Source organism: Streptococcus cristatus, assembly GCF_001578775.1.
Lineage (GTDB): Bacteria > Bacillota > Bacilli > Lactobacillales > Streptococcaceae > Streptococcus > Streptococcus cristatus_A.
Genome location: NZ_KQ969062.1, coordinates 923600 through 948363 on the forward strand (window position 1 = coordinate 923600; position 24764 = coordinate 948363).

Sequence of the window (24764 nt, forward strand, 5' to 3'; positions counted from 1 at the left end):
CAAAGGTATATTGAGAAAGTAAATAATATTTTGCTTGAGGTGGGAGTTATCCACCTAAAAAAGAACTAGGAGGGTATAAATGGCATTTACGACAGAAGAACTACTCAAACTTGGATTGACAGAAGAACAGGCTAAATCAGTCTTTGCCTTGCGAGGAAAAGAGCTCAACGAGGACAAATCAGCCTTGGAAACTATCACCAAAGAGCGAGATAGTCTGAAGAACCAGTTGCAGAATGCAGAGGCACAACTTGAAAATATGAAGGCAGATGCAAATACAAGTGCTGAGCAAAAAGAGGCTCTTGATAAGTTGCAGGCTGAATATGACAAGTACAAAGCAGATGCAGAAGCTGAACTGGCCAAAACAAACAAGGTGAACGCTATCAATCTTGCTTTAAAAGATACTAAGGCACACAATCCAGCAGCATTGATGAAGTTTATTGATGTAGATGCTATTGAGCTTGATGATAATGGTAAACCGAAACTTGATGAAATTATCAACGGGCTAAAAGAAAGTGATCCTTATCTTTTCCAAACAGAGGATGACAGCAATACACCAAATCCAACAATCGTAACACAAGGAAATCCAGCAGCAAATGGTGCAGGAAAGACTGACCCATTCCAAGCAATCATTGATGGTTACGGTAAATAAAAGAAAGGAGATTAGTAATGCCAGCTAATCAAAATAATTCAGCCCGTCGTTATGAGAAACAATATGCGGGTATTTTGCAAACTGTATTTGGTGTCCGCGCAGCATTTACAGGAGCTTTATCACCTATCCAAATCTTAGATGGTGTACAAGAAAACTCCAAAGCTTTTTCTTTGAAAACTAACAATACACCAGTTGTTATTGGCGAGTACAAAACAGGCGCAAATGATGGCGGTTTTGGAGACGGTACAGGAGCAGGTTCACGTTTCGGTGAATTAACTGAAATTAAGTATGAAAATACAGACGTTGAGTATAGCTATACACTTTCTATCCACGAGGGGCTTGACCGCTATACTGTCAACAACGACTTACAGGCTGCCATCGCCGACCGATTGAAATTACAATCAGAAGCGCAGACACGCCAAATGAACAAACGTATTGGTAAATATCTGTCTGATAGTGCAGGCAAAACAGAAGCGCTTGCTGACTTTACAGAGGAAAAAGTAAAAGCCCTGTTTAATACAGTAAATGCTTATTACATCAATCAAGAAGTCACTGCACCAATTACTATTTATCTACGTCCAGAACTTTACAATGCGATTATTGATATGACAGCCAATACATCTGCTAAAGGGTCAAGTGTATCTATTGATAACAATGGTCTTGCACGTTACAAAGGCTTTGCTTTAGTAGAGACCCCAGCACAATACTTTGACACAGGCGTTGTAGCTGTATTCTCACCAGATGGCATCATTATTCCATTTGTTGGTATTTCAACAACTCGTACTATTGAAGCAACAACATTTGATGGTGTGCAGTTACAAGCGGCAGCTAAAGGTGGTACTTATGTCTTAGATGATAACAAGAAAGCTATTGTCAAAGTGACCGGAACGATCGTATAGGAGGTAAATCATGACACTATATAAGGCAACTAAGAACCTTGTTTTTACAAGTCTTGACCAATCTGCCATTGTTGACGAGGTTATTGAGCTTGACCCAGAATACGCTAAAAAGGTCAATGAAGACCTCAAACTGACATTTCCAGATGTTGCTGCTGTTCTGGTGCTTGCTGATGGGGATGAGTCAGTGGAAGATAAGCCCGCTGATGAGGATAAACTTAAAAAGCCAGGTCGCAAGAAAGTCGATGCAAAAGCATCAGAGGATGCAGCTGAATAAATAAGGGGTGGCAACACCCTTTGTTTTTAAGGGAGGTTACACATGACTTATTTAACAAAAGATGAATTCATCGGTCTAGGTTTTGATGATGTATCTGACTTTGACAAGTTAGCAAAGCGGGCAGAGGTCGCCATCAATCTCTATACTCAAGGCCTTTATCAAAGGCACATTGATTTTGATAAAGAAGCAGATTACCGAAAACAGGCGGTAAAACTTGCTATGGCCTTTCAAATCGCTTATCTGGATGTTTCAGGTATCACAACAGCTGATGACAAACAAGCTATGACAAGTGTTTCCATCGGCCGCACATCCATCTCCTACCGCAAGTCTCAAAATGGATCGGCTGGTCAGCGGTTCAACCTTTCGCTGGATGCTGAGAACATTTTGAAGCAAGCAGGTTTTAGCCTCGTTACAGCTGTTGACTATGATAGATAAACGTTTATTGCAAGATGCTATTACTGTCCGAAAGGTTGCGGACAAAAACGATTTTGGAGATGAGAGTTATTCCGATCCATTGAGTGTTAAACCAGTAAGGTTTGATAGGTCAGTGAGTGTCGTTGGTACTAACAACTCTAAAACGAGGCAGAAAGCAGGAGTTATCTATATTTATCCAAAATTTGCAAATGTGACGGTTGATGATAGTTGGCTGGGTGCAATTGTGAATGATGGAGCGCGTGATTACACCGTCACAGGTTATCAACCCAATTATCTTAATGGTAAAGTCTTTAGCTATGAAGTCGAGGTGATTTGATGGCTGATGTCAGAGTAGTTGTTGACCTCGGTGGTGTTGAACGTAAAGTGTCACCAGAAAATTTAAAACGTGGTAAGTTAGCCGCCGCTAGCCAAGCAAAGCTAATAATGATTCCGTATATCCCTATGAGAGGTGGAGATCTGAGAGCATCTGGCCGTGTTGAATCTAACGGGGATGTCAGTTATAACACAGTTTATGCTAGAGCCCATTTTTACGGAACTAATGGAATTGTAGTCTTTAGAAGATATACGACCCCTGGAACTGGCAAGCGTTGGGATAAGCCATTAAAGGCCAATGTTGAACAACTAAAACGAGTCGCTATTAGAGCAATGGGGTTGAGATGATGATGCAAGATAACAAAAACTTTCAGGATGTGCTGTTAGCACATATCAATAAAATCGATACTCTGCCGATGAAAGCACGCCTCGATTATTTCGAGGATGATAAAGATGATTTAGTCATCAATGCTTTACCTGGAGGTTCGATTGATAAGCAGTACATGGACGGCACTAGAGAAGTGTCGCTGCCGTTTGAAATTGCTGTTAAATGTAAGAGCAATCAAAAGGCTAGTGATACGATTTGGCGAATCAATGGAGACTTATCAGGTTTTGATATCGAGCTACCTAGCACAGATAACACTTATACTTTTCTTTCTCTCGATGTTGGGAAACCAGGCATCGTTGGAAAAGATGAACAAGGTTACTTTGTCTATACCTTGCAAGTGACCGCTAAATTAGAAATCGCAGGAGGATAAATACATGGCACGTCAAAAAAATGCCAAGCGCAAACACTTAGTAGCGCCATTTGACCCAAGTAAAGCAGAGACTGTACCGGCTGATAACGAATTTTTCCCATTGGCCAAGTATATCGAAAGTATCGAAGATGATACTGATGAAGAAACAGATGACAAAGGCTATTACGATGGCGATGGCACAAAAGAAGAAACTGTCACATCAGTTGCTGGTGCTTACACAGCTGAGGGTATCTATGATGCCGAAGATAAGGCGCAGGCACTTATCGCAAATATGAAGTACAAGACTGGTGATGGCCGCCGTTTGTGGCACCGTGTGATTGAGTCTAATGGCAAGAAATCACTCACTCAAGTAGCAAATGCTTCTGAAATCAAAGCTGGCTCTGGTGATGCAACAGATTATGAAGAATTTAGTTGCAAACTCAAATGGATCAAAGCGCCAATCGAAAAAGCTATCACAATCTAAAAAAGTAATTGGAGGAAATAGAAAGCATGGCACGTACTTATAACTTTGGGAATCTCAAGGATGTTACGACATTCAATATTGGAGATGTCACCCTTGAATTTCAACCAACGGATGAAAAGAGCGAGCTTCTTGAGAAGAAATCCGCTGAATTAAAGACAAAGGCTGAGCAGATTGATGAATCTGGTACGGAATGGGAATTGCGGAAAGAACTCAAAGACTTGCTAGATGAATTTTTCACAGCAACTTTTGATGGCGAAGCACCACAAAAACTTTATGATGCTTGTGGCCAGAATACAATTTCTTATCTCAAACTGTTCTTGCAGATCGCTGATGCTTTGCGAGAAGTCAACGAAGAACGACAAAACGATGAAGCATTTAAGAAGTATCTTGCTGAATAATGTTTGATATTTCCAAAAGAATGGATGACAGGCTGGTACTCGGTGATACAGAGTATCAGCTTTTCTTATCGTTTGATCGTGTACTGTGGGTCTTTGATATGTGGAGTAAAGAACATATCCCACCGCATCTAAAACCTAAATTAGCGCTAGCCAAGTTGACCGAAGATGAAAGTTTTAAAGACATGGACACACAAGAGGCTTTAGCAATCTATGAAGAAGTGTTTAGAAAACATATACAGGTCGCAAAAGCTGTTGATGAGGTTGATAGATATGATATCGAGGGTAATGTATTGCCTAAAAAGCCAAAAGAGCAGTCAGACGGTAACGAGAAACCTTTGTTTTCAATCAAATATGATGGTGAGTACATTTTTTCATCGTTTATGCAAGCTTATCAAATTGATTTGATTGAAGAACAGGGGAAGTTGCATTGGCAGAAATTTAACGCTTTATTAGCTGGTCTGCCAGATGGCACTAAATTTGTTGAAGTTATGAAAATCAGGGCATGGAAACCTCAAAAGGGTGAAGATCCCAAAGAAAAACAAAGAATGCGCAAATTACAAGAAGAATATGCGCTACCAGATATTTAAGAAAGGGGGTATTAAATGGCTTCTGATGGAAAAGTAACCATTACCATTGATTTAGATAGTACAAAGGCTAGAGGTGAAGTAAAATCACTGAAAAGTCTATTTAGTGGATTAAGTGAGAGCGGGTCGAAGCTTGGCTCAGTGTTTAAGTCTGTTTTAGGTGCTAACCTCGTTAGCTCAGCTATCACATCCGGTATAGGTATGGTTGGCTCTGGCATCCGTGAAATGGTCGGAGAGTTGAACAGCTCGCAAAAAGCCTGGAAGACCTTTGAGGGGAATTTGCAAGCCTTTGGTCGCTCTTCTGACGAAATAAGAAAAGCGAAGACTGAGATGCAGGACTTTGCAACCAAGACGATCTATTCCGCTTCGGACATGGCAAGCACCTACTCTCAACTGGACGCAGTCGGTACTAAGAATGTTGGTAGTCTGGTTAAGGCATTTGGTGGGCTTGCAGCCTCAGCGGAAAACCCAGCCCAAGCCATGAAATCACTATCTACTCAAGCTACTCAGATGGCAAGTAAGCCTAAAGTAGCCTGGATGGACTTTAAAATCATGATGGAGCAAGCTCCTGCTGGTATGGCAGCAGTTGCTAAAGAGATGGGGATGTCTACCGCTGAGCTGGTATCAGCTGTTCAAGATGGCAAAATCAAGACAGAGGATTTCTTTGACGCTATGAACCGTGCAGGGAACTCTGACGCTTTCCAGAAGATGGCTACTGAGTTCAAGACGGTTGATCAAGCTATAGACGGGGCAAAAGAGAGCCTTTCTAATAAGCTCATGCCAGCGTTTGAAAAACTTAATGCATTTGGGATTAAGGCGGTCAATGCCCTGTCTAACGCTCTAGAAAAAATAAATTTCGGCAAGCTGGCTGATGGTCTAGGAAAATTCCTTGAGAGTATTGATGTAGAGAAGATTGTAGCAAAAGTTAGCAGCACTATCTCAAACCTAGCAGGAAAAGTTAAGGCCTTTTGGACTGCCTTTGCTAACACTGGGGCGGTATCTGCCTTTATCAGCGCTATCCAGAGTATTGCAGGAGCTATTGGTCATATCTGGAATAGTCTAACCGCTTCAAACGAGCTAAACATTCTTGCTAGCGTCCTTGGGAATGTGGTAAAGTGGCTTTCTCAGGCTGCAACTGTAGCAGCTAACTTTATCAGTTCGCTGCCGGCTGGAGCAATTCAGGCAATAGTAGGCGGTTTGATTGGTTTAGTTGCTGGATTCAAAACCTTTAACTTTTTAAAATCCTTTAACCCCTTTAACATCTTCAAAAGGAATGCAACAGAAGCTGCAAGCGGAGCAGCTGAAGCTATCACGCAGGGACGGTCTAAAATCGCTCAGATTTTGAGTAGCTTGAGCTCCGTTATCAGTTCTATCGGAGGAGCGGTCAAATCTGCTGCAACCGGCATAGGTGTCGGTATCAAGGCGGCATTAAGCGGGCTGTCACAAGTCATCTTAGCCTTTGGCGCAGCCTTGCAAACTGCAGGCGTGGCCAATATCCTGGCTTTCGGTGGAGCTATTGCTATTGCAGCGGTTGGAATTGGCGCGGGGGTTGCGATTATAGCCGCAGGTTTCGCACTTCTGGCCAGTCAAAGCCAAGGAGTAGCAACTATTATCAATGCTGTCGGTGAAGCTTTTGCCACAGTAGCAACAGCTATCATTGGAGCCTTTGCGCAAGCGATCGTCACGGTTGCGGGAGTTCTTCCTACTGTCACCTCCGCACTTGCAGAACTTGCCCCCCTAGTTGTGGCTTTTGGGCAAGCGTTCGCTGCCGCCGCTCCATTTGTCACATCTCTTGGGGATGCTATAACCTCTATTATTTCCGTGTTGCCACCAGTGATTGACGCATTTAGCCAAGGCGCGGCAACCATCATTGATGCTGTCACCCCGATTGTTGACATAGTGGGTAATGTGTTTGTTTCGGTTGCTCAAATAATAGCGGATGTAGTTGTGCAGATTGTGCAAGCTCTTGCGCCATTTATGCCCGCAGTCTCGGAAATGGTGCAATCGCTCGCTCCCGTCTTGCAGTCGATTGTTGAAGCTTTCACAGCGTTAATCAACCAAATATCGCCGATAATTGATAGCATAGCCAATCTATTCACGAGCCTAGGCGATTCCATCAAAACCGTATTAGATGGCGCTAAAGGTGTGATAGAGGGGTTCGGGAATGCTGTTAAATCTATCCTTGATGGCATAGCTGGTATTTTCGACTCGATTGGTAATGCAGCCTTGAACGCTGGACGAGGTTTTAAACTGCTGGCACAAGGTGTAGTTATGATAACTAACACTAAGTTAGGAGACATGGCAGCCAGCTTGGCCGCCGTAGCTACTGGCGTCGGTGCAATCTCAGCAGTTAGCGGCGGCATGGCTAGCGCTGGGTCAGGGATGAAGTCACTGGGTCAAGGGATGGTGATGGTCAGCACAGCAGGAACAGGAGCATCAGGAGCTCTTGGGGCTCTTGCTGGTATTGTGCCCACTGTATCCTCTACCCTATCCGCTTTGGGCCCTACCATAGCCGTAGCAGGCGCAGCTATGCGGACATTCGCTGCATCTGCTGTCGCGTCATTTATTGGTCTGTCCGCGTCCGCCGGACACCTGACAGCTTTTAATTCAAGCCTTACATCTCTTCAAAGCGCTATAGCAACAGTAAGCGCATCTGTAACGATGTTTGGTAGCTACTTGTTGAGTATGACGAACCATGTGATAAATGCTTCGACAAACATTTTGAGGCTTGGAACGGCAGTCTATCAAATGCAGGCAGCCTTATATCAAACTTCAAGCGCCACACTATCTGTCGGGCAGTCTCTTCTCGCTCTAAAATCCATGGCATCTTCCGCTATGTCAGGTATGGTCGCAGCTATTGGATTGTCTATGGCTCAAGCACAAGCGATTATCCGCCGAGCAAGCCAAGAATTCGTTAGATCCATTGCTAGCATAATCCCGCTGATGAAACAAAGCGGGATGCAAGCAGGTCAAGGGTCAGGACAAGGAGTAAGTGCTGGAATTATGTCAACCATTGGTCTAGCAGTTGCAGCCATGAACGCTATGATTGCTGCTGTTCGTTCTGCCGGTCTATCTGGAGTAGGTTCTATGCATTACATAGGAGCTATGATTGGTCAAGGGTTGGCTCAAGGGATGTACTCGGCTTTAGGTGCTGTAACAGCGGCAGCTAATGCCTTAGTAGCGCAAGCTGAGAGAGCAGCGCAAGCCAAGGCTAAAATTCATTCGCCATCACGGCTATTTCGGGATAATGTTGGTCGTTATATTTCGCAAGGTGTTGCAGTCGGAATCTTAGCGGATGCTTACAAGGTAGATGATGCCATGGGTAACATGTACGACCAAATCCAATCATTTAACTTTAAAGCAGAGGATGTGATAGGTGTTGGTAAATCTAAGCTGTCTAAAGTGGTGCAGATTAAATCTGATCTTGAGAATGCGATCAAAGCTAAAGTGGAATCCACCAAAGATAAAGCTAATGAACTGGTTGAAAAGGCTCTTGATATTGCTGAGAGAGCGGTAGAACGACCAGTAGAAACATACTTAGATGGTGATACTTTAGTTGCAAGAACCGGTGATAGACAAAGAGCTTATCAAGAAAGGCAAACGAAAATTTATAACAGGATGAGAGGGATAGATAAATGATAAAAGAAATGACATTCAACGGTGTTGACTTGTCACGTTTTTTGAGAATTACAGATATTATCCGCCCCATTGGTAACAAAAGGAGCGTATCAGTTGATAGCGCTCCTTTATTAGGGGTTAATATCCAGCAAGTGAAACGTGGTGAGAAAGAACATACTATCAAGTTTGATATGAAAACAATTGATGGTACTGCTATGGAACAACTTAAGCATGATTTGGCTGGTGTCTTGAATGTATTAGAACCAGTCAAGATCACTTACGGAGATGAGCCAGACAAATACTATATGGGAATGCCAGTAGATGATATTACACCAAGCAACATCACTCGATGGTTTCAGCGTTCAGAGTTTAAAATTATCATTCCAGACGGTGTAGCTCATAGTACAGCTTATAAAAAGTTTGACAGCTTTTCTAATGCGACTATTTCATCGGATAAGATGGTTTTTAACCTGAGAAACAATGGTACAGTAGATGCTTATCCAATTGTAACCGTCAAGCATAATGCAGAAAATGGCTATGTTGGTCTGGTTAATTCTAGTGGAGCTATGGAAATTGGTAACAGAGAGGAAACGGACTTACAGAGCTATAAGCAATCAGAAATCTTATTTGATTACGTCACAAATAACGGCATTACAAAAGGATTTGCTGCAGCAAGAAAAGAATCTGGAGCTCTCAGAATTGAAAATAACTGGGGAAGGCCACACTTAGCTCTAGTTCCAGGTAATAGCTCTGGAACAATTGCCTGGGAAATTCCTGTCGATAGTTCTGGCCAAAGAGGGGCATTGAATGACTATCTTTGGTGGCGGCAAATTTGCTGGCTCGGAGCAGGGAATCAAATGGGGCTCATGAAAATAAACTTTGTGGATGATGCCGGAAGATTTATCTATGGGGTAGAGACTTATAAAAGATGGTTCGGATTGGAATGTGAATATAATTTTTTAGTTCGTGGAGATGGTGCTCCTCGATTAGTGAAGAAATGGAATTTTACAGGCACACATCACGACCATCACAACCCGTTTAATGCAGAGCGGGGCTGGTCTGATATCCAGCGCCGTGATGATGTCGTTCAGGTCTTTTGGTGGGGAACTTATCCTCAGTTTCATGTGCCAGAGATAAAAGGTATTAAAACCGCTAAAATTCAAGTCATTATTGCATCTATAGGAAATAATCCTATGATTAGTCACTTATACTTGGATAGTATCATCTATAGAAAAGATTTTGTAACAGGTATCAGAGATATTCCTAATCGCTATCGTATGGGGTCATCTGTTGTTATCAATAGCGAGGATGATACTGTTTTTGTGGACGGAAAGCCAGAGATGGGGGATGTCGTAGATGCCTCTAAGTGGGTTGCTATTCCGACGGGAGAATCGACTTTAGAGGTCTATTTTTCTAGCTGGTGCAAAAGGAAGCCGGATGTAAAAATCGAGTTTGAAGAAAGGTGGCTATAATGCTCTTAACTATCCATGATGCAAATTTGAGAAAAGTGGCGTTTGTTGATAATGACAAACAAACAACGCTGAATTATTATGATGATACTTGGACAAGAAACCTTGAAACAGGATCATCAACGTTTGAATTTACAGTCTTTAAGAAATCAATCAAATCAGATACGATCTCACAGAGAGCATACAACCTATTGAATGAAAAGGCCTTTGTATCTTTCAAATACAAGGGTAAAAGCTATGTGTTTAGCGTTATGACCGTTGAAGAAGATGAGCAAACAATCAAGTGTTACTGTGAAAACTTGAATCTAGAGCTTATCAATGAGTATGCCAATCCGTACAAGTCAGATAAGGCAATGTCTTTTGTAGAGTATTGCAATGCAATGGATCTGTTGAACTTTACCCATCTGTCTGTCGGCATCAATGAGATTTCAGATCGAAAACGCTCGCTTGAATGGGAGGGGCAAGATACAAAATTAGCCCGTCTTTTAAGTCTGGCCAAAAAATTTGATGCAGAGATTGAGTTTGATACTCAATTGAATGCAGATAGCTCTATCAAGTCATTTAAGGTTAATGTCTATCACGAGAATGATGATACTCATCAAGGGATTGGTCAAGTTCGCAATGACATCCAACTAACTTATGGGAAAAACCTAAGATCAATTAAAAGAAAGATTGATAAGACCGGCATTTATACAATGCTTGTGCCAACTGGTAAGCGCACCGTCAAGAATGACAAGGGCGAAGAAGTTGAGGAAGTTGTAACTATTGGCAGCTTAACCCCTGCTTATTCGGAAAATAATAAAGACGGGGTTCGTGAGTTTTATCAAAGTGGTAATGGTCTTTATGCCCCTATTGCTGCTCAAATGTACCCATCAACATTTACATCTGGAACACAATCTGATCAGTGGATCAGAAAGGATTTAGAAGTTGATAGCGATAATCCATCAGTGATCCGAGCTGCTGGTGTAAGAAACCTAAAGAAAAATGCCTATCCAGCACTAACTTACGAAATTGATGGGTTTATTGATGCTGATATTGGCGATACTATCAGGATTTATGATAGTGGGTTTGCTCCTGTGCTTTTTGTTAAAGCAAGAATTTCTGAACAGAAAATTAGTTTTACAAATTCAACTAGAAACAAGACAACTGCATCAAACTTTAAGGCACTAGAAAACAGCTTATCAGATAGCATTCAAGCAGCACTGGAACGTTTCCTTGAGGCCACAAAACCATACTCAATCAAGCTAGCAACAGATAACGGGATTGTCTTTAAAAACAATGCTGGACAAACAGTCATCACTCCAACTCTATTCAAGGGTGGAAAACCTATTTCTGCTAACGTAACTTGGCGTTGGTCACTTGATGGCAATGCGTCAGTAGGCATGACTTATCTCGTTAAGGGTGAAAATATAACTGGCACAGCGACTCTGGCAGTGGTTGCTTACATTGGAAACGATGAGGTGGCAACAGACGAAATCACATTAGTTAACGTCAATGATGGTCAGAACGGTCGGGATGGAGTCAAAGGCGATAAGGGAGACAAGGGGGAAACTGGCCCTCGTGGTTTAACTGGATTACAGGGAGAGAGAGGAGAAAGAGGAATCCAAGGGCTACCTGGAGCTAACGGGAAATCTAGCTATACCCACATTGCCTATGCTACTCTGGCCTTTTTATGTAACGAGGGTCGAAATTTCACCCTTACAAAAAACTCGGTCGTCAGATTTGGAAAAAATGACAGCTGGCATTACAAAGAATTTGCTCCTGGAACTTACGTAGCTAGTACGGCAAATTGGGGAAAAGGGGATCCAGCACGAGACATCCCAAAAGTTGCTGAGTTAGTTGGTGATTTTAGTATTTCTAACAATTCTGGTCGAACTCATATAGGAATTTATGTAGACGATAAAGAGAATGATAGCACTGATCCCTCTAAGTATCGCTGGGCACTTATTAAGGGGGCGGATGGAGCTAAAGGAACTCCCGGAGCAAAAGGTGAAGATGGTCGTACTCCATACTTGCATATCGCCTATGCTATTAACGCTAATGGTACTCAAGGATTTAGCGTTTCTGATAGCACTGGAAAGTTATATATCGGCACATACACTGACTATACCGTAGCTGATAGCACAGACCCAGCTAGGTATAAGTGGACACTCATTAAAGGCGATAAGGGTGATACTGGTCCCAAAGGTGATACAGGAGCCAGAGGCCCTCAAGGTGAACGCGGTATTCAAGGCTTGCAAGGCCCCAAGGGCGACCAAGGCATACCTGGTGCTAAAGGTGCAGATGGTCGCACCCAATATACCCACATTGCCTATGCAGATAATCCTACTGGCGGAGGTTTTAGTCAGACAGACCAAAACAAAGCATATATTGGCATGTATCAGGACTTTATTGCTACGGATAGCAAAAATCCCGCTGACTATCGCTGGAACAAATGGAGAGGTTCTGATGGCGCGCAAGGAATACCTGGTAAGCCCGGAGCAGATGGTAAGACTCCTTATGTGCATTTCGCTTATGCCAATAGCGCAGATGGTCGGACTGATTTCAGCACCACACAGACAGGTAACAAGCGCTACCTTGGCACATACACTGACTATACCGTAGCTGATAGCACAGACCCAGCTAGGTATAAGTGGGTGGACATGGTTGGAAATTTAAAAATCGGTGGGGTAAATCTGCTGAAAGGCGGTAAAGGCCCATTTAAGCCCGATAAAAAACCGGGAAATTTCGATAATAATTTTTTATATCACAATGAAACCGAAATATATTTAAAACAAGGAGAAACATATATCATTTCAGCAGAAACCGATGGTGTATTTTCTAGCAACCATTCGCCAAATACAGAAAGTGATCTTGTCGTTCTTTGGCTCATGAATAAGTCTGTTACGATTTATCAAATCGTTTCAAATTCTGACACAGCGGGAAAAGGAACTATCTTTGTTTGGACAAATCAGACCGGTGTATATCATTTAAGGGTGAACACCTATCATAAGTCGGCTGTTAAGAGTGCATGGAATGTGCAAGTTGAGAAAGCTACGATAAGAACTGATTTCTCTGAATCTCCTGAAGATACTCAAGAGGCTATCAATTCTAAAGCAGACCAAGGTTTGACTCAGGAGCAATTAAACAAACTGGCAGAGCGTGATAATGTTTTAAAAGCTGAGTTGGAAGCAAAAGCAGCCTTGTCTGTAGTCGAAAAATGGATAAAAAAAATCCAAAACCTCACAGCAGTTGAGGAGGCGGGGAGAAAGAGCGCAGAGGCAGCAATAACTAAAGCTAGTGAACGGATGATAGATCTCCAGCGAAAAGTCGGTGAGTTACAGACTGTTACTGAGTTTGTGAATACTTACATGAGCCAGTCTGATGAGGGATTGATTGTCGGTCGTAAAGATGGATCATCTAAAGTTTTGGTTTCTCACGACAGAATTTCTTTTGTGTCAGGAGGCAAAGAGGTGGCATCTATTTCTCAAGGGGTGCTTAAAATTGATAACGGTGTATTTGTAAAGAGCTTGCGGATTGGTCGTTTTGTGACTATGCAAGATCCAACCAACCCAGACCGTAATTTAACAATGTATGTAGGAGGTGCCTAATGGCAAGAAGTAATTTTAGTGGCGCTTGGGGCCATAACTTACAGCTAGAGATTGTCTCTGGATGGAATAAGGCGAATGAAGCTGGTAATTTCTCGGTCGTCAATGTACAAGTCAAACTGATAGCAAATGGCTATGCGGCTATCTTTGGCAGCTATCCCCGCACGCTGTCGCTTAATATCGGCGGTATCCAGGACAATGTACAGGTAGATGTCGGTATCTCACAGGGGCAGACTAAGCCACTTTTTGCTAAAGATTACCAGGTGCCGCACAATTCAGACGGTACAAAATCTATCACTATGACGGCCAGCCTAGGCATTAACATCAGCAACTATGGTTCAGCCTCGGCATCAGAGGGGCTGACCTTGGCCAATATCCCCAGAGGCAGCTCTGGTGGTGCTGTGGATGCTGTGATTGGTCAGCCGGTACTGTTGACTATCAACCGTCAAAATAATAATTTCAGACATTCAATCTGGGTGCAATATGGCAATTATAATAAAAAAATTGCTGGCGATAATGTGGAAACTAGCTTCTCCTGGATACCCGAAATGTCCTTATGTGAGCAGACCCCGAACGCAACCAGCGGGTTTGGGACGATAACCTATATCACCTATAACAACGGTGCAGAGGTTGGCAGGGATATTCAACGGTTAGAATTGACTGTCCCTGATAATGTTAAACCGACACTATCAAGTCTGAGTGTAACAGATACTAATACGACTGTTGCACAGCTTCTCAAACCAAATCACTTTATCCGTGTTTTGTCTAGCATTAGGGTAAACTTAGGACAATCTGCAGGGGCTTATGGCTCTACTATTGTTAGCTATCACGCAGAGATTGTGGGCAAACCTCACTCCGTGGATAAAAATGGTGGTACACTTGGCAATATGGACTTTGCCGGTCAGGCCACTATCCGGGCGACGGTCACAGACAGCCGGGGACGGGTCAGCGCACCAAAAGATCTGACTATCACCGTCCTGGATTACCATCTGCCGCAGATTAGTTTTGATGTCCGGCGGGTCGGGGCTAATGCGGATCAGTTGCAAGTAACCCGTAATGCGCAGATCGCACCTCTAACGATTGATGGCGTGCAGAAAAATATCATGAAGCTGCGCTTTAAGGTTGCGCCTTTTGCCACGGATAAATTTACAGAGGATACCGGCCCAGCAAGAGGAGACTTTACCACGATTTCCTCTCTGGTCAATTCTGCCGCTAATCTGGGGAATAAGTACCCAGCGGATAAGTCTTATATCGTCATAGGGACGGTGGAGGACCGCTTCACTAGCTCCAGCTATCGCTTTGAGGTGCCGACTAGGGCGGTTGTGATGTCCATGGATCAGAACGGTGTGGGCGTGATGAAAGTCCGGGAGCGTGGCGCGCTGGATGTTGGCGGGGATATCTATGCCAATAACAAAGTTATCCAGCAGCATCAAATCACGATGCATAATGGCACAGCCATAAATGCTACGAGTGATTGGAATAATTACCAGATGACTGGCTTTTATATGGGGCACAAGCTTAAAAATGCCCCGAGTAAGTACGGCATGCACGGTTGGGTTTATGTACGGATAACTCGGCATAACGAAAAGTATATCTTACAGGAAGCCGTTGATTTTAACGGTATTATCTCTGCTTATCGGGTGATGTTAAATAGCGTTTGGAAACCCTGGCAGACCGTGGCCACAACAGCAGACTTGGAACCGCTCAAGCAACCGCCGATTATCAAAAAAGATACCGCCATGCCGCACGGCATGCATGCAACGTTAGTACGCAGCGGCAATCTTGTGACTGTCTCACTTAACCGGCGTATATCCACCATACCCAAGTATGAAAATGCGCTAATGAAAGAGACAATCCCGCTAGGTTATCGACCTATGCAAGATGTCAGCATGGTTGTCACAGCTAATGCAAATACAAATGTTTGGGGTACAGCTATTCTGCATTATAACAAAGCAGGAGAGATAAGACTTACAAACGGGGTCACGCAAACTTCCGTATGGCTAGGCACCGTGTCCTATGTCACAGATGATCCTTATCCTATAACTGAGTAAAAAATCCCTCATATTGAGGGAGATAATTAAATCATAAACAAATAAAGGAGGCGTAACTATGCTAAAAGTTACCAAAACACGACAAACCACCGCAGAATTTTATGTGACTGAAGACGAGCAAGAGCATCTTGTGAAAACAACTGTCATCAATACAGACAATAATGCGGTCTCTAATGTGATCGAAACGTTACATGATCCAGAGCTTTATGCTAAACACCGAAAAGATATGCGCAAAGATGAGCAAAATCTGCGAAATCTACGCTATCAAATCGAAGATGAAATCTTGGCGGAGCTTGACGCAGCTGGCAAAGCAGAAACAGCGTAGAGGTGGTAGATGCAAGAACCAGATGGACTTTGGGCGATTCTCAATGTCGTAAAGGATTTTTACGAAACAGGTATCGACGACCACTTTTTCGTATTCATTCTATTGGTACTAGTTGTGGCTGATGTCGTCACAGGATTTTGTAAAGCATGGGCACTTAAAAACTTTTCGAGTCGAAAAGCTCGAACTGGGATCGTGACCCACTCAGCAATTTTCGTTATTGCAGCAATCGGTTATCCATTTTTCCTCTTTGCCAATGCCGGCTCACTAGCTGATATGATTATAACAGCTCTTTGTGCAAGCTACGGTGCCAGCTTAGTGACAAATTTGGATATTTTAGGGCTTAAAATACCCTATGTTACCACGTTTATAAACGAAAGGGTCGATAACCACAAGAAAAAGGAGTGATATATGAAATTATCAAACTCACAGTATGATGTAGCAAAAAAGGCAGTTACAGTTGTTGTGCCAGCAGCTATCACGCTAATTACAGGGCTTGGCGCTCTGTATAAATTTGATACAACAGCTATTACAGGTACAATTGCTCTATGCGCTACGTTTGCTGGGACAGTGCTTGGTGTGTCAAGCAAAAAATATCAGGAAGAAAATCAATAAGGAGGTCTAGCATGAAAGCGATAGGCAGAGTGATTTTGTTGCTATTACTGATACCGTTAGTGTTTCCAATCGGATTTATTGCGATCATGCTTGACCCGTTTTTAGTATTATTAGAGGAGGAAAATAATGGCAACGACAAATGATGTAATTTTGTTTGCTAAGAATTTAGCTGATAATGGCATTGGGGTTGATCAAGATGGAGCATGGGGAACACAATGTGTAGACTTACCAAATGCTATCTCTAGTCAGCTTTTTGGCAAGGCTCTCTGGGGCAATGCTATTGATCTGCTTAACTCGGCAGCTAGTTTGGGCTACGAAGTTGAGTATAACGAGGCAGGAAATATGGACAGTAAACCTCGTGCTAGTGCGGTCTTCGTTATGGAGACAGTCTATATCTATGGGCATCCTTACGGTCATACAGGGGTTGTGATCGAGGATAGCGACGGCTATACCATGAAAACAATCGAACAAAACATTGATGGCAATGCAGACAGTCTGTATATCGGTGGCCCTGCTCGATACAATACCCGTAATTTTGACGGTGTGGTTGGTTGGTTCTATTTCCCGACAGACGACACTAGCTATACACCAGCTACGGCATCAGAGCCGTTCTCTGGTGAGGTAGAGATTCATGAAGAAAGTGGCACATTCACAGTAGAGGTTTCTGCTCTCAATGTCCGAATAGCTGCCGGCTTAAACGCCGAAATCGTAGCAGTCTATACAGCAGGCCAAGAAATCAATTATGATGGCTGGTGTGATAAAGATGGCTATATCTGGATCACATACATTGGTGGTTCAGGAAATCGTCGTTACGTAGCAGTTGGCCAATCAGAAAAAGGTCAGCGCGTGACAAGCTTTGGTAGTTTTAAATAAAAACGCAGCGGAAACTGCAAAAAATAATTTCTTAATTTAAATCTAAAAAAGAAAGAACCAATTGATCATCTAAACCTCTAGTTTGTCTAGAGGTTTTCTATTGGAATGGAAAATATAGAAAATGTCCGTTTAAACGGACATAGAGTATAATTACACGCCATAAAAGGGGGCAAAAAAGGGGCAAACTTTGTAAATAACCATGTCTTGTGAGGTGTTTGTTTGGGTGAAATATTATCGAAAAGATACTATCAGAAAGCTTTGTGTAAAACAGTGTATTCTCTGTCACAATGGGGTTAATCCGGCAGGGGACATTAAACAACACTTAAAACCCTTGATTAACAAGGGTTTTTGTTATATTTGACCCAAATCTGCCCCAAAAGTTTCGAAAATATTTCTTATTCGATTATGATTTTTTCTTCTTATATTTTTCTAGCAAAAGTAGGGTGTGCTGATCAAGTGGAATTTTTTCGGATGCTGCTTTTGGTTTTAGTAGATTTGAAGCCTGTATTAGTATGATAATCTCATGTTTTATTGACAGCTATATTTTTCGCTTGATTGTCTATATCGTCCCAAGTAAAGCCAAGGCACTCCCAAAATCGAACTCCAGTCACAGAAATTATATAAAGGATAAAATAGGACTTGTATTCTAACTTCTGGCTAGTAATTTCAAGTAATTTTAATATTTGAATTGGATCCTTGTCCTCCACATTATCAAGAATTTTTAGGTTTGCGTTGATCTTGTTTATCTTTGTCCAAATCTAAAATATCTTGTAGTAATTGCTCGTTATCATGACGCTCAATATACCATTTTTGCATAAGTAATTCTATAAACTTCAGCAACTTGTGAGCCTCATTCGGTTCGATATCCACTATAAGATTTATATCTTTTTCTGGATGGGCGCCAATGTTTCCAAGTTTTCGTAGAGCATCGAGTACATTTTTAGTGCTTGGGTCAACAGACTCTTTTAAAGCATCTATCTCATCTACTAACCTTGCTTTAGAAATTCCCCAAAAATCTCTAATCATTCCTTGTAGACAACGTCTAGAGAGGGTAGCAGAAGCTTTAGGGCTGAGATTTAAGATAGCGTGAGCTTCTTGATAATCACTCCTGATAGCCTGAGGAATGTAGTCTGGGTAGACTTTAGCAAGTGAAATTGGATTGAAGTGCATAATGCGATTTGGAAATTGACTACCAACGCCCACGATATCAATCGAAACTTTATGACAGTTTGGACAGTTTAGGCTTTGAATTAACACTTCATCTTTTTTTGATTCTGAAGTATTCTGGTGGGGGAAAGCATCTAAGAAATAGTGTCTCTTTTCTCGATAGGTATGTTATGATACGGAACAGGGGAACCGCAGAACAAGCAGAATAGTTTACTAGAATCCATAAGATTTCTCCAATCATTTTATTTTGATTATACCACATTTGAAAGGGGGTGAGGGGGGAACTTGAATAATAAAAAGCCTTGACCTACTTTACACTAGATCAAGACCTGCACACTTTGATAAGATTTCACAGTCGGTGTAAAGCGACTGGTTGAAACTTCGCTGGTCATGCGTCCAGCACTGCAATCAACGTGGTTTGGCTAGTCTTTGAATGCCGCCCGGTAGTTGTCTGTCAGTCCCGCTATAAGCAGAGCTGCAGTCCCTCTTATAGTCAGCGGCAGGCTCCGTGCAGTCTCACTCGCAGTAAAAACGTGTTGGTTACCTAGCCAAACTGAATCACTGAACCACAGTCCCCCTTCAAAAATTTTGCCAATTTGCATCAGCTCCTTTCTTATTAAGGATAATATAACCATATAATATTTTTAGAGAGGTTACATCGGTCCCAAGACTGATTTTTGGAGACGATCATGGAAGATAAAATCATCGAACTTGCTGATTACTTCATTAGTGAGAACACAACATACAGAGAAGCTAAAATAGCGTGTGAGAAGCTATTGAGACAAGTCAGCCATGAGATAGAACTCAGGGTGCTAGAAAGTAAATCGAGAGTATGAAATGAGATCAAGAAAATATCCGTACAAAACAATAAGACCCCTTCCATCAACGAAAAGGGTCAAGGATGTCATTAAACAATTACAAATCATCAAGTCGAGTTATCAGAATCCTAGTGAATGCATGAAGCCAAGAGTGAAAGCCTTAGCTGAACTCACTAGTGAAGATATTAGAGATTCCGATTTGGAATTTGCTCCATCAAAGCTTGTATCTCAACTTTGTGATTTACAATCATCTTTCTAAGATATTGATTAACGATTCTTAAAAAGAGAGTCGGATTTTAGTTTTGTTTGATTTCGATTTTCTTACTATAACTTTTTTGTAATTTCTAGTTGTATTTTTTAAAAATTCTGCTATAATGGTATAATATTTATTTAGGAGGAAGAGAATGAGCTATATTTTGGAAATTTTACCCAGTCTTCTAAGTGGAGCGGCAACTACCTTGCAGGTGTTTGCTTTGGTCTTGGTTTTTTCGATTCCTTTGGGAATTATGCTAGCATTTTCGATGCAAATTCGCTTGAAGCCCCTGCAATGGCTGCTTAATATTTACATTTGGATTATGCGCGGGACGCCGCTTTTATTGCAGTTAATCTTCATTTACTATGTTTTGCCAAGTATCGGCATTCGGCTAGATCGGATTCCTGCAGCGATTATTGCCTTTACATTAAACTATGCGGCTTATTTTGCGGAGATCTTCCGCGGAGGCATTTCTTCCATTCCGACTGGACAGTATGAGGCTGCGAAGGTTTTGAAATTTACTCCTGTTCAGACGATTCGCCTGATTATTTTGCCGCAAGTCGTAAAAATTGTGCTACCTAGTGTCTTTAATGAAGTCATGACTTTGGTGAAAGACACCTCTTTGGTTTATGCTTTAGGAATTTCAGATTTGATTTTGGCTAGTCGTACAGCGGCCAACCGAGATGCCAGTCTGGCACCGATGTTTGTTGCAGGCTTGATTTACTTACTCTTAATCGGTTTGGCCACCTTGATTGCCAAGCAGGTCGAAAAGAAATTTAGTTATTATAAGTAGGTGCTATTATGTTAGAATTACGAAATATTAGTAAAAAATTTGGTGATAAGCAGATTCTAAAGGATTTTAATTTGATTGTGCCTGAAAAGCAAGTATTGGCCATTGTTGGACCTTCTGGCGGAGGGAAGACGACTCTTCTACGTATGCTGGCAGGTTTGGAGACAATTGATTCGGGACAAGTGATTTACAATGGAGAGACTTTGGATGTTACTGAACTTGAAAAGCGCAATCTTCTAGGCTTCGTCTTTCAAGATTTTCAGCTCTTTCCTCATTTGTCTGTCTTGGAAAATTTGACCTTATCACCAATATATACAATGAACATTTCTAAAGAAGAAGCTGAAGAGAAGGCGCAGGGCTTATTGGCTCGCTTGGGCTTGTCTGAGCATGCCAAGGCCTATCCTTATTCGCTGTCAGGCGGGCAAAAACAGCGGGTCGCATTGGCTCGTGCTATGATGATCAACCCGGAGATTATCGGATATGATGAGCCGACTTCTGCCTTGGACCCTGCCTTACGCTTGGAAGTAGAAAAACTTATCCTCCAAAATCGAGAAATGGGGATGACACAGATTGTGGTCACACATGATTTGCAGTTTGCGGAAAACATTGCGGATTCTATTCTAAAAGTCACACCAAAATAAGGGAGGCCCAGATGAAACTAAAGAATATTCTTTTGGCCTGTTTGACTTTGATCCTAACTTTTCTGCTCGGTGCTTGTAGTTCCAATGTCAGTGACCCCGGCTTGGATAACTGGAGCAAGTATGAGGAGAAAAAACAGATTACAATCGGCTTTGATAATACCTTCGTTCCCATGGGATTTGAGCAAAAAGATGGCACTTATGCAGGATTTGATATTGACTTGGCTAATGCTGTTTTTGAAGAATATGGAATTAAGGTGAAATGGCAGCCGATTGATTGGGATATGAAAGAAACAGAGTTGACCAACGGCACGATTGACCTTATCTGGAATGGCTACTCCGCGACGGATGAGAGAAGGGAAAAGGTAGAATTTACCATTCCTTATATGAAAAATGAACAGGTTTTGGTCAGCAAAAAATCCTCTCATATCTCACAGGCCAGTGATATGGAAGGAAAAGTATTGGGTGCTCAAGCAGGATCTTCTGGCTACGTAGCTTTTGAAAGCAATCCTGAAATTTTGAAAACCATTGTCAAAAATCATACAGCGACCCAGTACCAAAGCTTCAACGAGGCGTTGATTGACTTGCAAAATGACCGGATTGATGGTCTCTTGATTGACCGTGTTTATGCCAATTATTATCTGACAGAAGAAGGCATTTTAGATCAATATTCAGTCTTTTCCGTTGGATTTGAGAGCGAGGACTTTGCGGTCGGGGCTAGAAAGGCGGACCGTACTTTAGTTGAAAAAGTAAATACTGCTTTTGGAAAATTATACCAAGAGAGAAAATTCCAGAAAATCGCTGAGAAGTGGTTTGGAGAGGATATTTCGACAGACCAAGTGAAAGCATATAAAAACAACTAGCAGAAAACTAGTTGTTTTTTCGTGTCTCTTGGTGGAAGATATTTTGCCAGACTTCGTGGCGGCGCCAGAGGCTAGTATGGATGACATCCCCGATTTGATAGCGAATCAGCTTGGTCTTTTGGCTGACGGATGTAATTTCTAAATTTTTGATAGGAGAAGTTTGGGCTCTCTCTAGTTGAAATTCCTCTTTGTTTAGCTGGCGACCATCTTGGGAAATGTAGACAAAATCAGAGGAAAGAAGTGCCTCCAATTGACTGCCTTGGTCGACTAATTGCTCACGCATCAGGAGCTTTTGATAGACATTATCCAGAATCTCATCTTCAGGTATCGGAGCTGGCTCAATATGAATATCAATGTCGAAGACGCCAAAGTTCTCCTTGAGCATATCCTCTACCTGGTCAGCGATTTCGTGGCTTTCAAAGACAGAGAGGTCAGGGTTCATTTCCAGTATAATATCCAAATAGATATTGCTACCATAGGTCCGACCACGCTGGGACTTGACGCGTGTGATTTTAGGGATTTCCAGAATAGCGCGCTTGTAATCGTCTAAAAGGTCCTGATCAAAGCCATCTGACAGGCTGAAAGAGGACTCTATAAAGATATCATAGGCTGTTTTTAGAATGAAAAACGTAATAACGATGGCTGCTAGCTTATCAACGATAGGGAATTTCAGGGAGCTGGCAATAATGGCAACAGAAGTGCCCAGAGAAGTGATAGCATCCGAGAGATTGTCCTTGGCAGCCGCATCCAGAGCTTTGGATCTTACCCTTTTAGCTAGGTTTTTATTGTAAAGATAAACGCCAAACATGATGATAGCCGACACAATTCCGACAACAGCCCCCACGGGATCAATCAAGGTTTCTTCCTTGTTAATGATTTTTTGAGCCGTATCAATGAGGACATTGAAGCCGACAAAAAACATGATGAAAGAGGTAATCAGACTGGCCAGATCTTCAATCTTCCAATGGCCGAAGCGGTGATCCTTATCCGCTGGTTTTCGTGCCATGCGCAGGCCGATTAGGACTGCTAGATTGGCAACGATATCGGAGACGTTGTTGAAACCATCCGCCGTCAAACTGGAGGATGTCAGTGCTGCACCTGCAATGATTTTTGTAACGGATAGGCCAATGTAGGTAGCAATTGCTAGGAGGGCGCCTCGTTCGGCAAGTTTGAGATTGTCGCTTGGATGATTGTTCATGGTTGCCCCTTTCTAAACTATTATTATAACTTTTTCACACTTGGATTTCAAATGAGGTAGTTGCCTTTTCGATAACAAATTCGCTCGAATTTTGATATAATGGAAGCATTGATTTTCAGTTTGATGTTATATTGAAAGGATAGAAGATGAATCCCTTATTAAACGGTATGAATGACCGTCAGGCCGAAGCGGTCCAGACGACAGAAGGCCCCTTGTTGATTATGGCGGGGGCTGGTTCGGGAAAGACTCGTGTCCTGACCCACCGCATCGCCTATTTGATTGATGAGAAGATGGTTAATCCTTGGAATATCCTAGCCATTACCTTTACCAATAAAGCGGCGCGGGAGATGAAAGAACGAGCAGCCACACTCAATCCAGCCACCCAAGATTGCTTAATCGCCACCTTCCACTCCATGTGTGTGCGCATTTTGCGACGAGAAGCAGATCATATCGGCTACAATCGCAACTTCACCATTGTTGATCCGGGCGAGCAGCGGACTCTGATGAATCGGATTTTCAAAAATCTCAATCTGGATCCTAAAAAGTGGAATGAGCGCGCCATTCTAGGTACGATTTCCAATGCTAAGAACGATCTGATTGACGAGGTGGCCTATGCAAATATGGCTGGTGATATGTACACAGAGATTGTAGCCAAGTGCTATACGGCCTATCAAAAGGAATTGCGTCAGTCCGAAGCTATGGATTTTGACGATTTGATTATGCTGACTTTGCGCCTTTTTGACCAAAATCCTGACGTCCTGACCTACTACCAACAACGTTACCAGTACATCCATGTGGACGAGTATCAGGATACCAACCATGCCCAGTACCAGCTGGTCAAGCTCTTGGCTTCCCGCTTTAAGAATATCTGCGTGGTCGGAGATGCTGACCAGTCTATCTATGGCTGGCGGGGAGCCGATATGCAGAATATCCTGGACTTTGAAAAGGATTACCCAGAAGCCAAGGTAGTCTTGCTTGAGGAAAACTATCGCTCGACTAAAACCATCCTTCAGGCGGCTAATGAGGTCATCCGAAACAACCGCAACCGCCGTCCTAAAAATCTCTGGACTCAAAACGAAGACGGTGAGGAAATTGTTTACTATCGGGCTAATGACGAACAGGACGAAGCTCTCTTTGTCGCTCGGACTATTGATCAGCTGAGCCGAGAAGGCTACAGTCATAGGGATTTTGCGGTCCTTTACCGGACCAATGCTCAGTCACGGACGGTGGAGGAAGCCCTGCTCAAGGCCAATATTCCTTATACTATGGTGGGCGGCACCAAGTTCTACAGCCGCAAGGAAATCCGTGATGTTATTTCTTACCTCAATCTCATAGCTAATCCTAGCGACAATATTAGCTATGAGCGCGTGGTCAATGAGCCCAAACGTGGTGTCGGGCCGGGTACGGTGGAGAAGATCCGGAATTTTGCGGCCAGTCAAGAAATCTCTTTGCTGGAGGCGTCAGCTAATATCATGCTGTCACCAGTCAAGGGCAAGGCGGCTCAGGCAGTTTATGAGTTTGCCAATCTGATACTCGACTTGCGGGATCGTTTGGATGACTATAGTGTGACTGAGCTAGTTGAGCTTGTTCTGAAAAAGACAGGTTACTCAGTCGCCTTGGCAGCTCAGGCCACTCTGGAAAGTCAGGCTCGGATTGAAAATATCGAGGAATTCCTGTCTGTCACCAAGAATTTCGATGAACATCCAGATAATCCCGCTGACGAATCCGGC

The 24764-nt window shown here is 42.6% G+C and carries 26 protein-coding genes; 24 read left to right on the plus strand and 2 right to left on the minus strand.

Annotated features, from left to right (window positions below):
* Nucleotides 1-79: 79 nt before the first annotated feature.
* Genes SCRDD08_RS04620 through SCRDD08_RS04705 form a run of 19 tightly spaced genes read left to right on the plus strand, consistent with a single transcriptional unit; the run spans nucleotide 80 to nucleotide 17307 of the window.
* Nucleotides 80-649, plus strand: a complete 570-nt coding sequence (locus tag SCRDD08_RS04620; RefSeq protein WP_061422631.1) for a phage scaffolding protein — start codon at nucleotides 80-82, stop codon at nucleotides 647-649.
* A 17-nt stretch (nucleotides 650-666) separates the two neighbouring features.
* Nucleotides 667-1548 carry a hypothetical protein gene (locus SCRDD08_RS04625; RefSeq protein ID WP_061422632.1) on the plus strand — a complete coding sequence of 294 codons (882 nt, stop codon included), beginning with the start codon at nucleotides 667-669 and terminating at the stop codon, nucleotides 1546-1548.
* A 10-nt stretch (nucleotides 1549-1558) separates the two neighbouring features.
* Complete coding sequence (locus SCRDD08_RS04630; RefSeq protein WP_061422633.1) at nucleotides 1559-1822, plus strand: hypothetical protein; 264 nt, start codon at nucleotides 1559-1561, stop codon at nucleotides 1820-1822.
* Nucleotides 1823-1864: 42 nt separating this feature from the next.
* On the plus strand, nucleotides 1865-2257 hold the full coding sequence (locus SCRDD08_RS04635; protein ID WP_061422634.1) for a hypothetical protein: 393 nt from the start codon (nucleotides 1865-1867) through the stop codon (nucleotides 2255-2257).
* Nucleotides 2247-2573 carry a putative minor capsid protein gene (locus SCRDD08_RS04640; RefSeq protein ID WP_061422635.1) on the plus strand — a complete coding sequence of 109 codons (327 nt, stop codon included), beginning with the start codon at nucleotides 2247-2249 and terminating at the stop codon, nucleotides 2571-2573. The genes SCRDD08_RS04635 and SCRDD08_RS04640 overlap by 11 nt, the downstream gene beginning before the upstream one ends.
* On the plus strand, nucleotides 2573-2917 hold the full coding sequence (locus SCRDD08_RS04645) for a minor capsid protein (protein WP_061422636.1): 345 nt from the start codon (nucleotides 2573-2575) through the stop codon (nucleotides 2915-2917). Before SCRDD08_RS04640 ends, SCRDD08_RS04645 begins: the two co-directional genes overlap by 1 nt.
* Nucleotides 2918-2919: 2 nt before the next feature.
* Complete coding sequence (locus SCRDD08_RS04650) at nucleotides 2920-3327, plus strand: minor capsid protein (RefSeq protein ID WP_061422637.1); 408 nt, start codon at nucleotides 2920-2922, stop codon at nucleotides 3325-3327.
* A gap of 4 nt (nucleotides 3328-3331) precedes the next feature.
* Nucleotides 3332-3790 carry a phage tail tube protein gene (locus SCRDD08_RS04655; protein WP_061422638.1) on the plus strand — a complete coding sequence of 153 codons (459 nt, stop codon included), beginning with the start codon at nucleotides 3332-3334 and terminating at the stop codon, nucleotides 3788-3790.
* Nucleotides 3791-3816: 26 nt separating this feature from the next.
* Complete coding sequence (locus tag SCRDD08_RS04660) at nucleotides 3817-4188, plus strand: hypothetical protein (RefSeq protein ID WP_061422639.1); 372 nt, start codon at nucleotides 3817-3819, stop codon at nucleotides 4186-4188.
* Nucleotides 4188-4775 carry a Gp15 family bacteriophage protein gene (locus SCRDD08_RS04665; protein ID WP_061422640.1) on the plus strand — a complete coding sequence of 196 codons (588 nt, stop codon included), beginning with the start codon at nucleotides 4188-4190 and terminating at the stop codon, nucleotides 4773-4775. Before SCRDD08_RS04660 ends, SCRDD08_RS04665 begins: the two co-directional genes overlap by 1 nt.
* A gap of 15 nt (nucleotides 4776-4790) precedes the next feature.
* Nucleotides 4791-8411: a tape measure protein gene (locus SCRDD08_RS04670; RefSeq protein WP_061422641.1), complete on the plus strand. Its 3621-nt coding sequence runs from the start codon at nucleotides 4791-4793 to the stop codon at nucleotides 8409-8411.
* Nucleotides 8408-9862 carry a distal tail protein Dit gene (locus SCRDD08_RS04675; protein WP_061422642.1) on the plus strand — a complete coding sequence of 485 codons (1455 nt, stop codon included), beginning with the start codon at nucleotides 8408-8410 and terminating at the stop codon, nucleotides 9860-9862. Before SCRDD08_RS04670 ends, SCRDD08_RS04675 begins: the two co-directional genes overlap by 4 nt.
* On the plus strand, nucleotides 9862-13449 hold the full coding sequence (locus SCRDD08_RS04680; RefSeq protein WP_061422643.1) for a phage tail spike protein: 3588 nt from the start codon (nucleotides 9862-9864) through the stop codon (nucleotides 13447-13449). Before SCRDD08_RS04675 ends, SCRDD08_RS04680 begins: the two co-directional genes overlap by 1 nt.
* Nucleotides 13449-15497: a DUF859 family phage minor structural protein gene (locus SCRDD08_RS04685; RefSeq protein ID WP_061422644.1), complete on the plus strand. Its 2049-nt coding sequence runs from the start codon at nucleotides 13449-13451 to the stop codon at nucleotides 15495-15497. The genes SCRDD08_RS04680 and SCRDD08_RS04685 overlap by 1 nt, the downstream gene beginning before the upstream one ends.
* A 58-nt stretch (nucleotides 15498-15555) precedes the next feature.
* The gene (locus SCRDD08_RS04690; RefSeq protein ID WP_061422645.1) at nucleotides 15556-15822 is read left to right on the plus strand and encodes a hypothetical protein; all 267 of its coding nucleotides are present in this window, start codon (nucleotides 15556-15558) and stop codon (nucleotides 15820-15822) included.
* Nucleotides 15823-15831: 9 nt separating this feature from the next.
* Nucleotides 15832-16227, plus strand: coding sequence for a phage holin family protein (locus tag SCRDD08_RS04695; RefSeq protein ID WP_061422646.1), 396 nt, complete (start codon nucleotides 15832-15834; stop codon nucleotides 16225-16227).
* Between the two features lie 3 nt (nucleotides 16228-16230).
* On the plus strand, nucleotides 16231-16434 hold the full coding sequence (locus tag SCRDD08_RS04700) for a phage holin (RefSeq protein WP_061422647.1): 204 nt from the start codon (nucleotides 16231-16233) through the stop codon (nucleotides 16432-16434).
* 11 nt (nucleotides 16435-16445) lie between these two features.
* Entirely contained in the window at nucleotides 16446-16577 is a 132-nt protein-coding gene (locus SCRDD08_RS12085) for a hypothetical protein (protein WP_269139710.1), read from the plus strand.
* Nucleotides 16561-17307, plus strand: coding sequence for a CHAP domain-containing protein (locus SCRDD08_RS04705; RefSeq protein ID WP_061422648.1), 747 nt, complete (start codon nucleotides 16561-16563; stop codon nucleotides 17305-17307). Before SCRDD08_RS12085 ends, SCRDD08_RS04705 begins: the two co-directional genes overlap by 17 nt.
* 711 nt (nucleotides 17308-18018) lie before the next feature.
* On the opposite strand, the gene SCRDD08_RS04710 is transcribed toward SCRDD08_RS04705, so the two are convergent.
* The gene (locus tag SCRDD08_RS04710; RefSeq protein WP_231089328.1) at nucleotides 18019-18564 is read right to left on the minus strand and encodes a DUF4145 domain-containing protein; all 546 of its coding nucleotides are present in this window, start codon (nucleotides 18562-18564) and stop codon (nucleotides 18019-18021) included.
* Between the two features lie 599 nt (nucleotides 18565-19163).
* Here SCRDD08_RS04710 and SCRDD08_RS11655 point away from each other — a divergent pair.
* The 4 genes from SCRDD08_RS11655 to SCRDD08_RS04730 all read left to right on the plus strand — a co-directional run bounded on the left by SCRDD08_RS11655 (nucleotide 19164) and on the right by SCRDD08_RS04730 (nucleotide 21836).
* Entirely contained in the window at nucleotides 19164-19310 is a 147-nt protein-coding gene (locus SCRDD08_RS11655) for a hypothetical protein (protein WP_196756171.1), read from the plus strand.
* A gap of 386 nt (nucleotides 19311-19696) precedes the next feature.
* Nucleotides 19697-20338: an amino acid ABC transporter permease gene (locus tag SCRDD08_RS04720; protein ID WP_061422650.1), complete on the plus strand. Its 642-nt coding sequence runs from the start codon at nucleotides 19697-19699 to the stop codon at nucleotides 20336-20338.
* An 8-nt stretch (nucleotides 20339-20346) separates the two neighbouring features.
* Complete coding sequence (locus SCRDD08_RS04725) at nucleotides 20347-20976, plus strand: amino acid ABC transporter ATP-binding protein (RefSeq protein ID WP_061422651.1); 630 nt, start codon at nucleotides 20347-20349, stop codon at nucleotides 20974-20976.
* A gap of 11 nt (nucleotides 20977-20987) precedes the next feature.
* Entirely contained in the window at nucleotides 20988-21836 is an 849-nt protein-coding gene (locus tag SCRDD08_RS04730; protein WP_061422652.1) for an amino acid ABC transporter substrate-binding protein, read from the plus strand.
* A gap of 7 nt (nucleotides 21837-21843) precedes the next feature.
* On the opposite strand, the gene SCRDD08_RS04735 is transcribed toward SCRDD08_RS04730, so the two are convergent.
* Nucleotides 21844-23034: a cation diffusion facilitator family transporter gene (locus SCRDD08_RS04735; protein ID WP_061422653.1), complete on the minus strand. Its 1191-nt coding sequence runs from the start codon at nucleotides 23032-23034 to the stop codon at nucleotides 21844-21846.
* Between the two features lie 146 nt (nucleotides 23035-23180).
* On the opposite strand from SCRDD08_RS04735, the gene SCRDD08_RS04740 reads away from it, so the two are divergent.
* The coding region (locus SCRDD08_RS04740) for a UvrD-helicase domain-containing protein (protein ID WP_231089329.1) at nucleotides 23181-24764 on the plus strand (1584 nt) is incomplete at its 3' end.

What these genes read in the sequence shown, in the direction of transcription:
- SCRDD08_RS04620 (WP_061422631.1), top strand. Translation starts at nt 80, where the DNA reads ATGGCATTTACGACAGAAGAACTACTCAAACTTGGATTGACAGAAGAA.
- SCRDD08_RS04625 (WP_061422632.1), top strand. Translation starts at nt 667, where the DNA reads ATGCCAGCTAATCAAAATAATTCAGCCCGTCGTTATGAGAAACAATAT.
- SCRDD08_RS04630 (WP_061422633.1), top strand. Translation starts at nt 1,559, where the DNA reads ATGACACTATATAAGGCAACTAAGAACCTTGTTTTTACAAGTCTTGAC.
- SCRDD08_RS04635 (WP_061422634.1), top strand. Translation starts at nt 1,865, where the DNA reads ATGACTTATTTAACAAAAGATGAATTCATCGGTCTAGGTTTTGATGAT.
- SCRDD08_RS04640 (WP_061422635.1), top strand. Translation starts at nt 2,247, where the DNA reads ATGATAGATAAACGTTTATTGCAAGATGCTATTACTGTCCGAAAGGTT.
- SCRDD08_RS04645 (WP_061422636.1), top strand. Translation starts at nt 2,573, where the DNA reads ATGGCTGATGTCAGAGTAGTTGTTGACCTCGGTGGTGTTGAACGTAAA.
- SCRDD08_RS04650 (WP_061422637.1), top strand. Translation starts at nt 2,920, where the DNA reads ATGCAAGATAACAAAAACTTTCAGGATGTGCTGTTAGCACATATCAAT.
- SCRDD08_RS04655 (WP_061422638.1), top strand. Translation starts at nt 3,332, where the DNA reads ATGGCACGTCAAAAAAATGCCAAGCGCAAACACTTAGTAGCGCCATTT.
- SCRDD08_RS04660 (WP_061422639.1), top strand. Translation starts at nt 3,817, where the DNA reads ATGGCACGTACTTATAACTTTGGGAATCTCAAGGATGTTACGACATTC.
- SCRDD08_RS04665 (WP_061422640.1), top strand. Translation starts at nt 4,188, where the DNA reads ATGTTTGATATTTCCAAAAGAATGGATGACAGGCTGGTACTCGGTGAT.
- SCRDD08_RS04670 (WP_061422641.1), top strand. Translation starts at nt 4,791, where the DNA reads ATGGCTTCTGATGGAAAAGTAACCATTACCATTGATTTAGATAGTACA.
- SCRDD08_RS04675 (WP_061422642.1), top strand. Translation starts at nt 8,408, where the DNA reads ATGATAAAAGAAATGACATTCAACGGTGTTGACTTGTCACGTTTTTTG.
- SCRDD08_RS04680 (WP_061422643.1), top strand. Translation starts at nt 9,862, where the DNA reads ATGCTCTTAACTATCCATGATGCAAATTTGAGAAAAGTGGCGTTTGTT.
- SCRDD08_RS04685 (WP_061422644.1), top strand. Translation starts at nt 13,449, where the DNA reads ATGGCAAGAAGTAATTTTAGTGGCGCTTGGGGCCATAACTTACAGCTA.
- SCRDD08_RS04690 (WP_061422645.1), top strand. Translation starts at nt 15,556, where the DNA reads ATGCTAAAAGTTACCAAAACACGACAAACCACCGCAGAATTTTATGTG.
- SCRDD08_RS04695 (WP_061422646.1), top strand. Translation starts at nt 15,832, where the DNA reads ATGCAAGAACCAGATGGACTTTGGGCGATTCTCAATGTCGTAAAGGAT.
- SCRDD08_RS04700 (WP_061422647.1), top strand. Translation starts at nt 16,231, where the DNA reads ATGAAATTATCAAACTCACAGTATGATGTAGCAAAAAAGGCAGTTACA.
- SCRDD08_RS12085 (WP_269139710.1), top strand. Translation starts at nt 16,446, where the DNA reads ATGAAAGCGATAGGCAGAGTGATTTTGTTGCTATTACTGATACCGTTA.
- SCRDD08_RS04705 (WP_061422648.1), top strand. Translation starts at nt 16,561, where the DNA reads ATGGCAACGACAAATGATGTAATTTTGTTTGCTAAGAATTTAGCTGAT.
- SCRDD08_RS11655 (WP_196756171.1), top strand. Translation starts at nt 19,164, where the DNA reads ATGGAAGATAAAATCATCGAACTTGCTGATTACTTCATTAGTGAGAAC.
- SCRDD08_RS04720 (WP_061422650.1), top strand. Translation starts at nt 19,697, where the DNA reads ATGAGCTATATTTTGGAAATTTTACCCAGTCTTCTAAGTGGAGCGGCA.
- SCRDD08_RS04725 (WP_061422651.1), top strand. Translation starts at nt 20,347, where the DNA reads ATGTTAGAATTACGAAATATTAGTAAAAAATTTGGTGATAAGCAGATT.
- SCRDD08_RS04730 (WP_061422652.1), top strand. Translation starts at nt 20,988, where the DNA reads ATGAAACTAAAGAATATTCTTTTGGCCTGTTTGACTTTGATCCTAACT.
- SCRDD08_RS04735 (WP_061422653.1), bottom strand. Translation starts at nt 23,034, where the DNA reads ATGAACAATCATCCAAGCGACAATCTCAAACTTGCCGAACGAGGCGCC.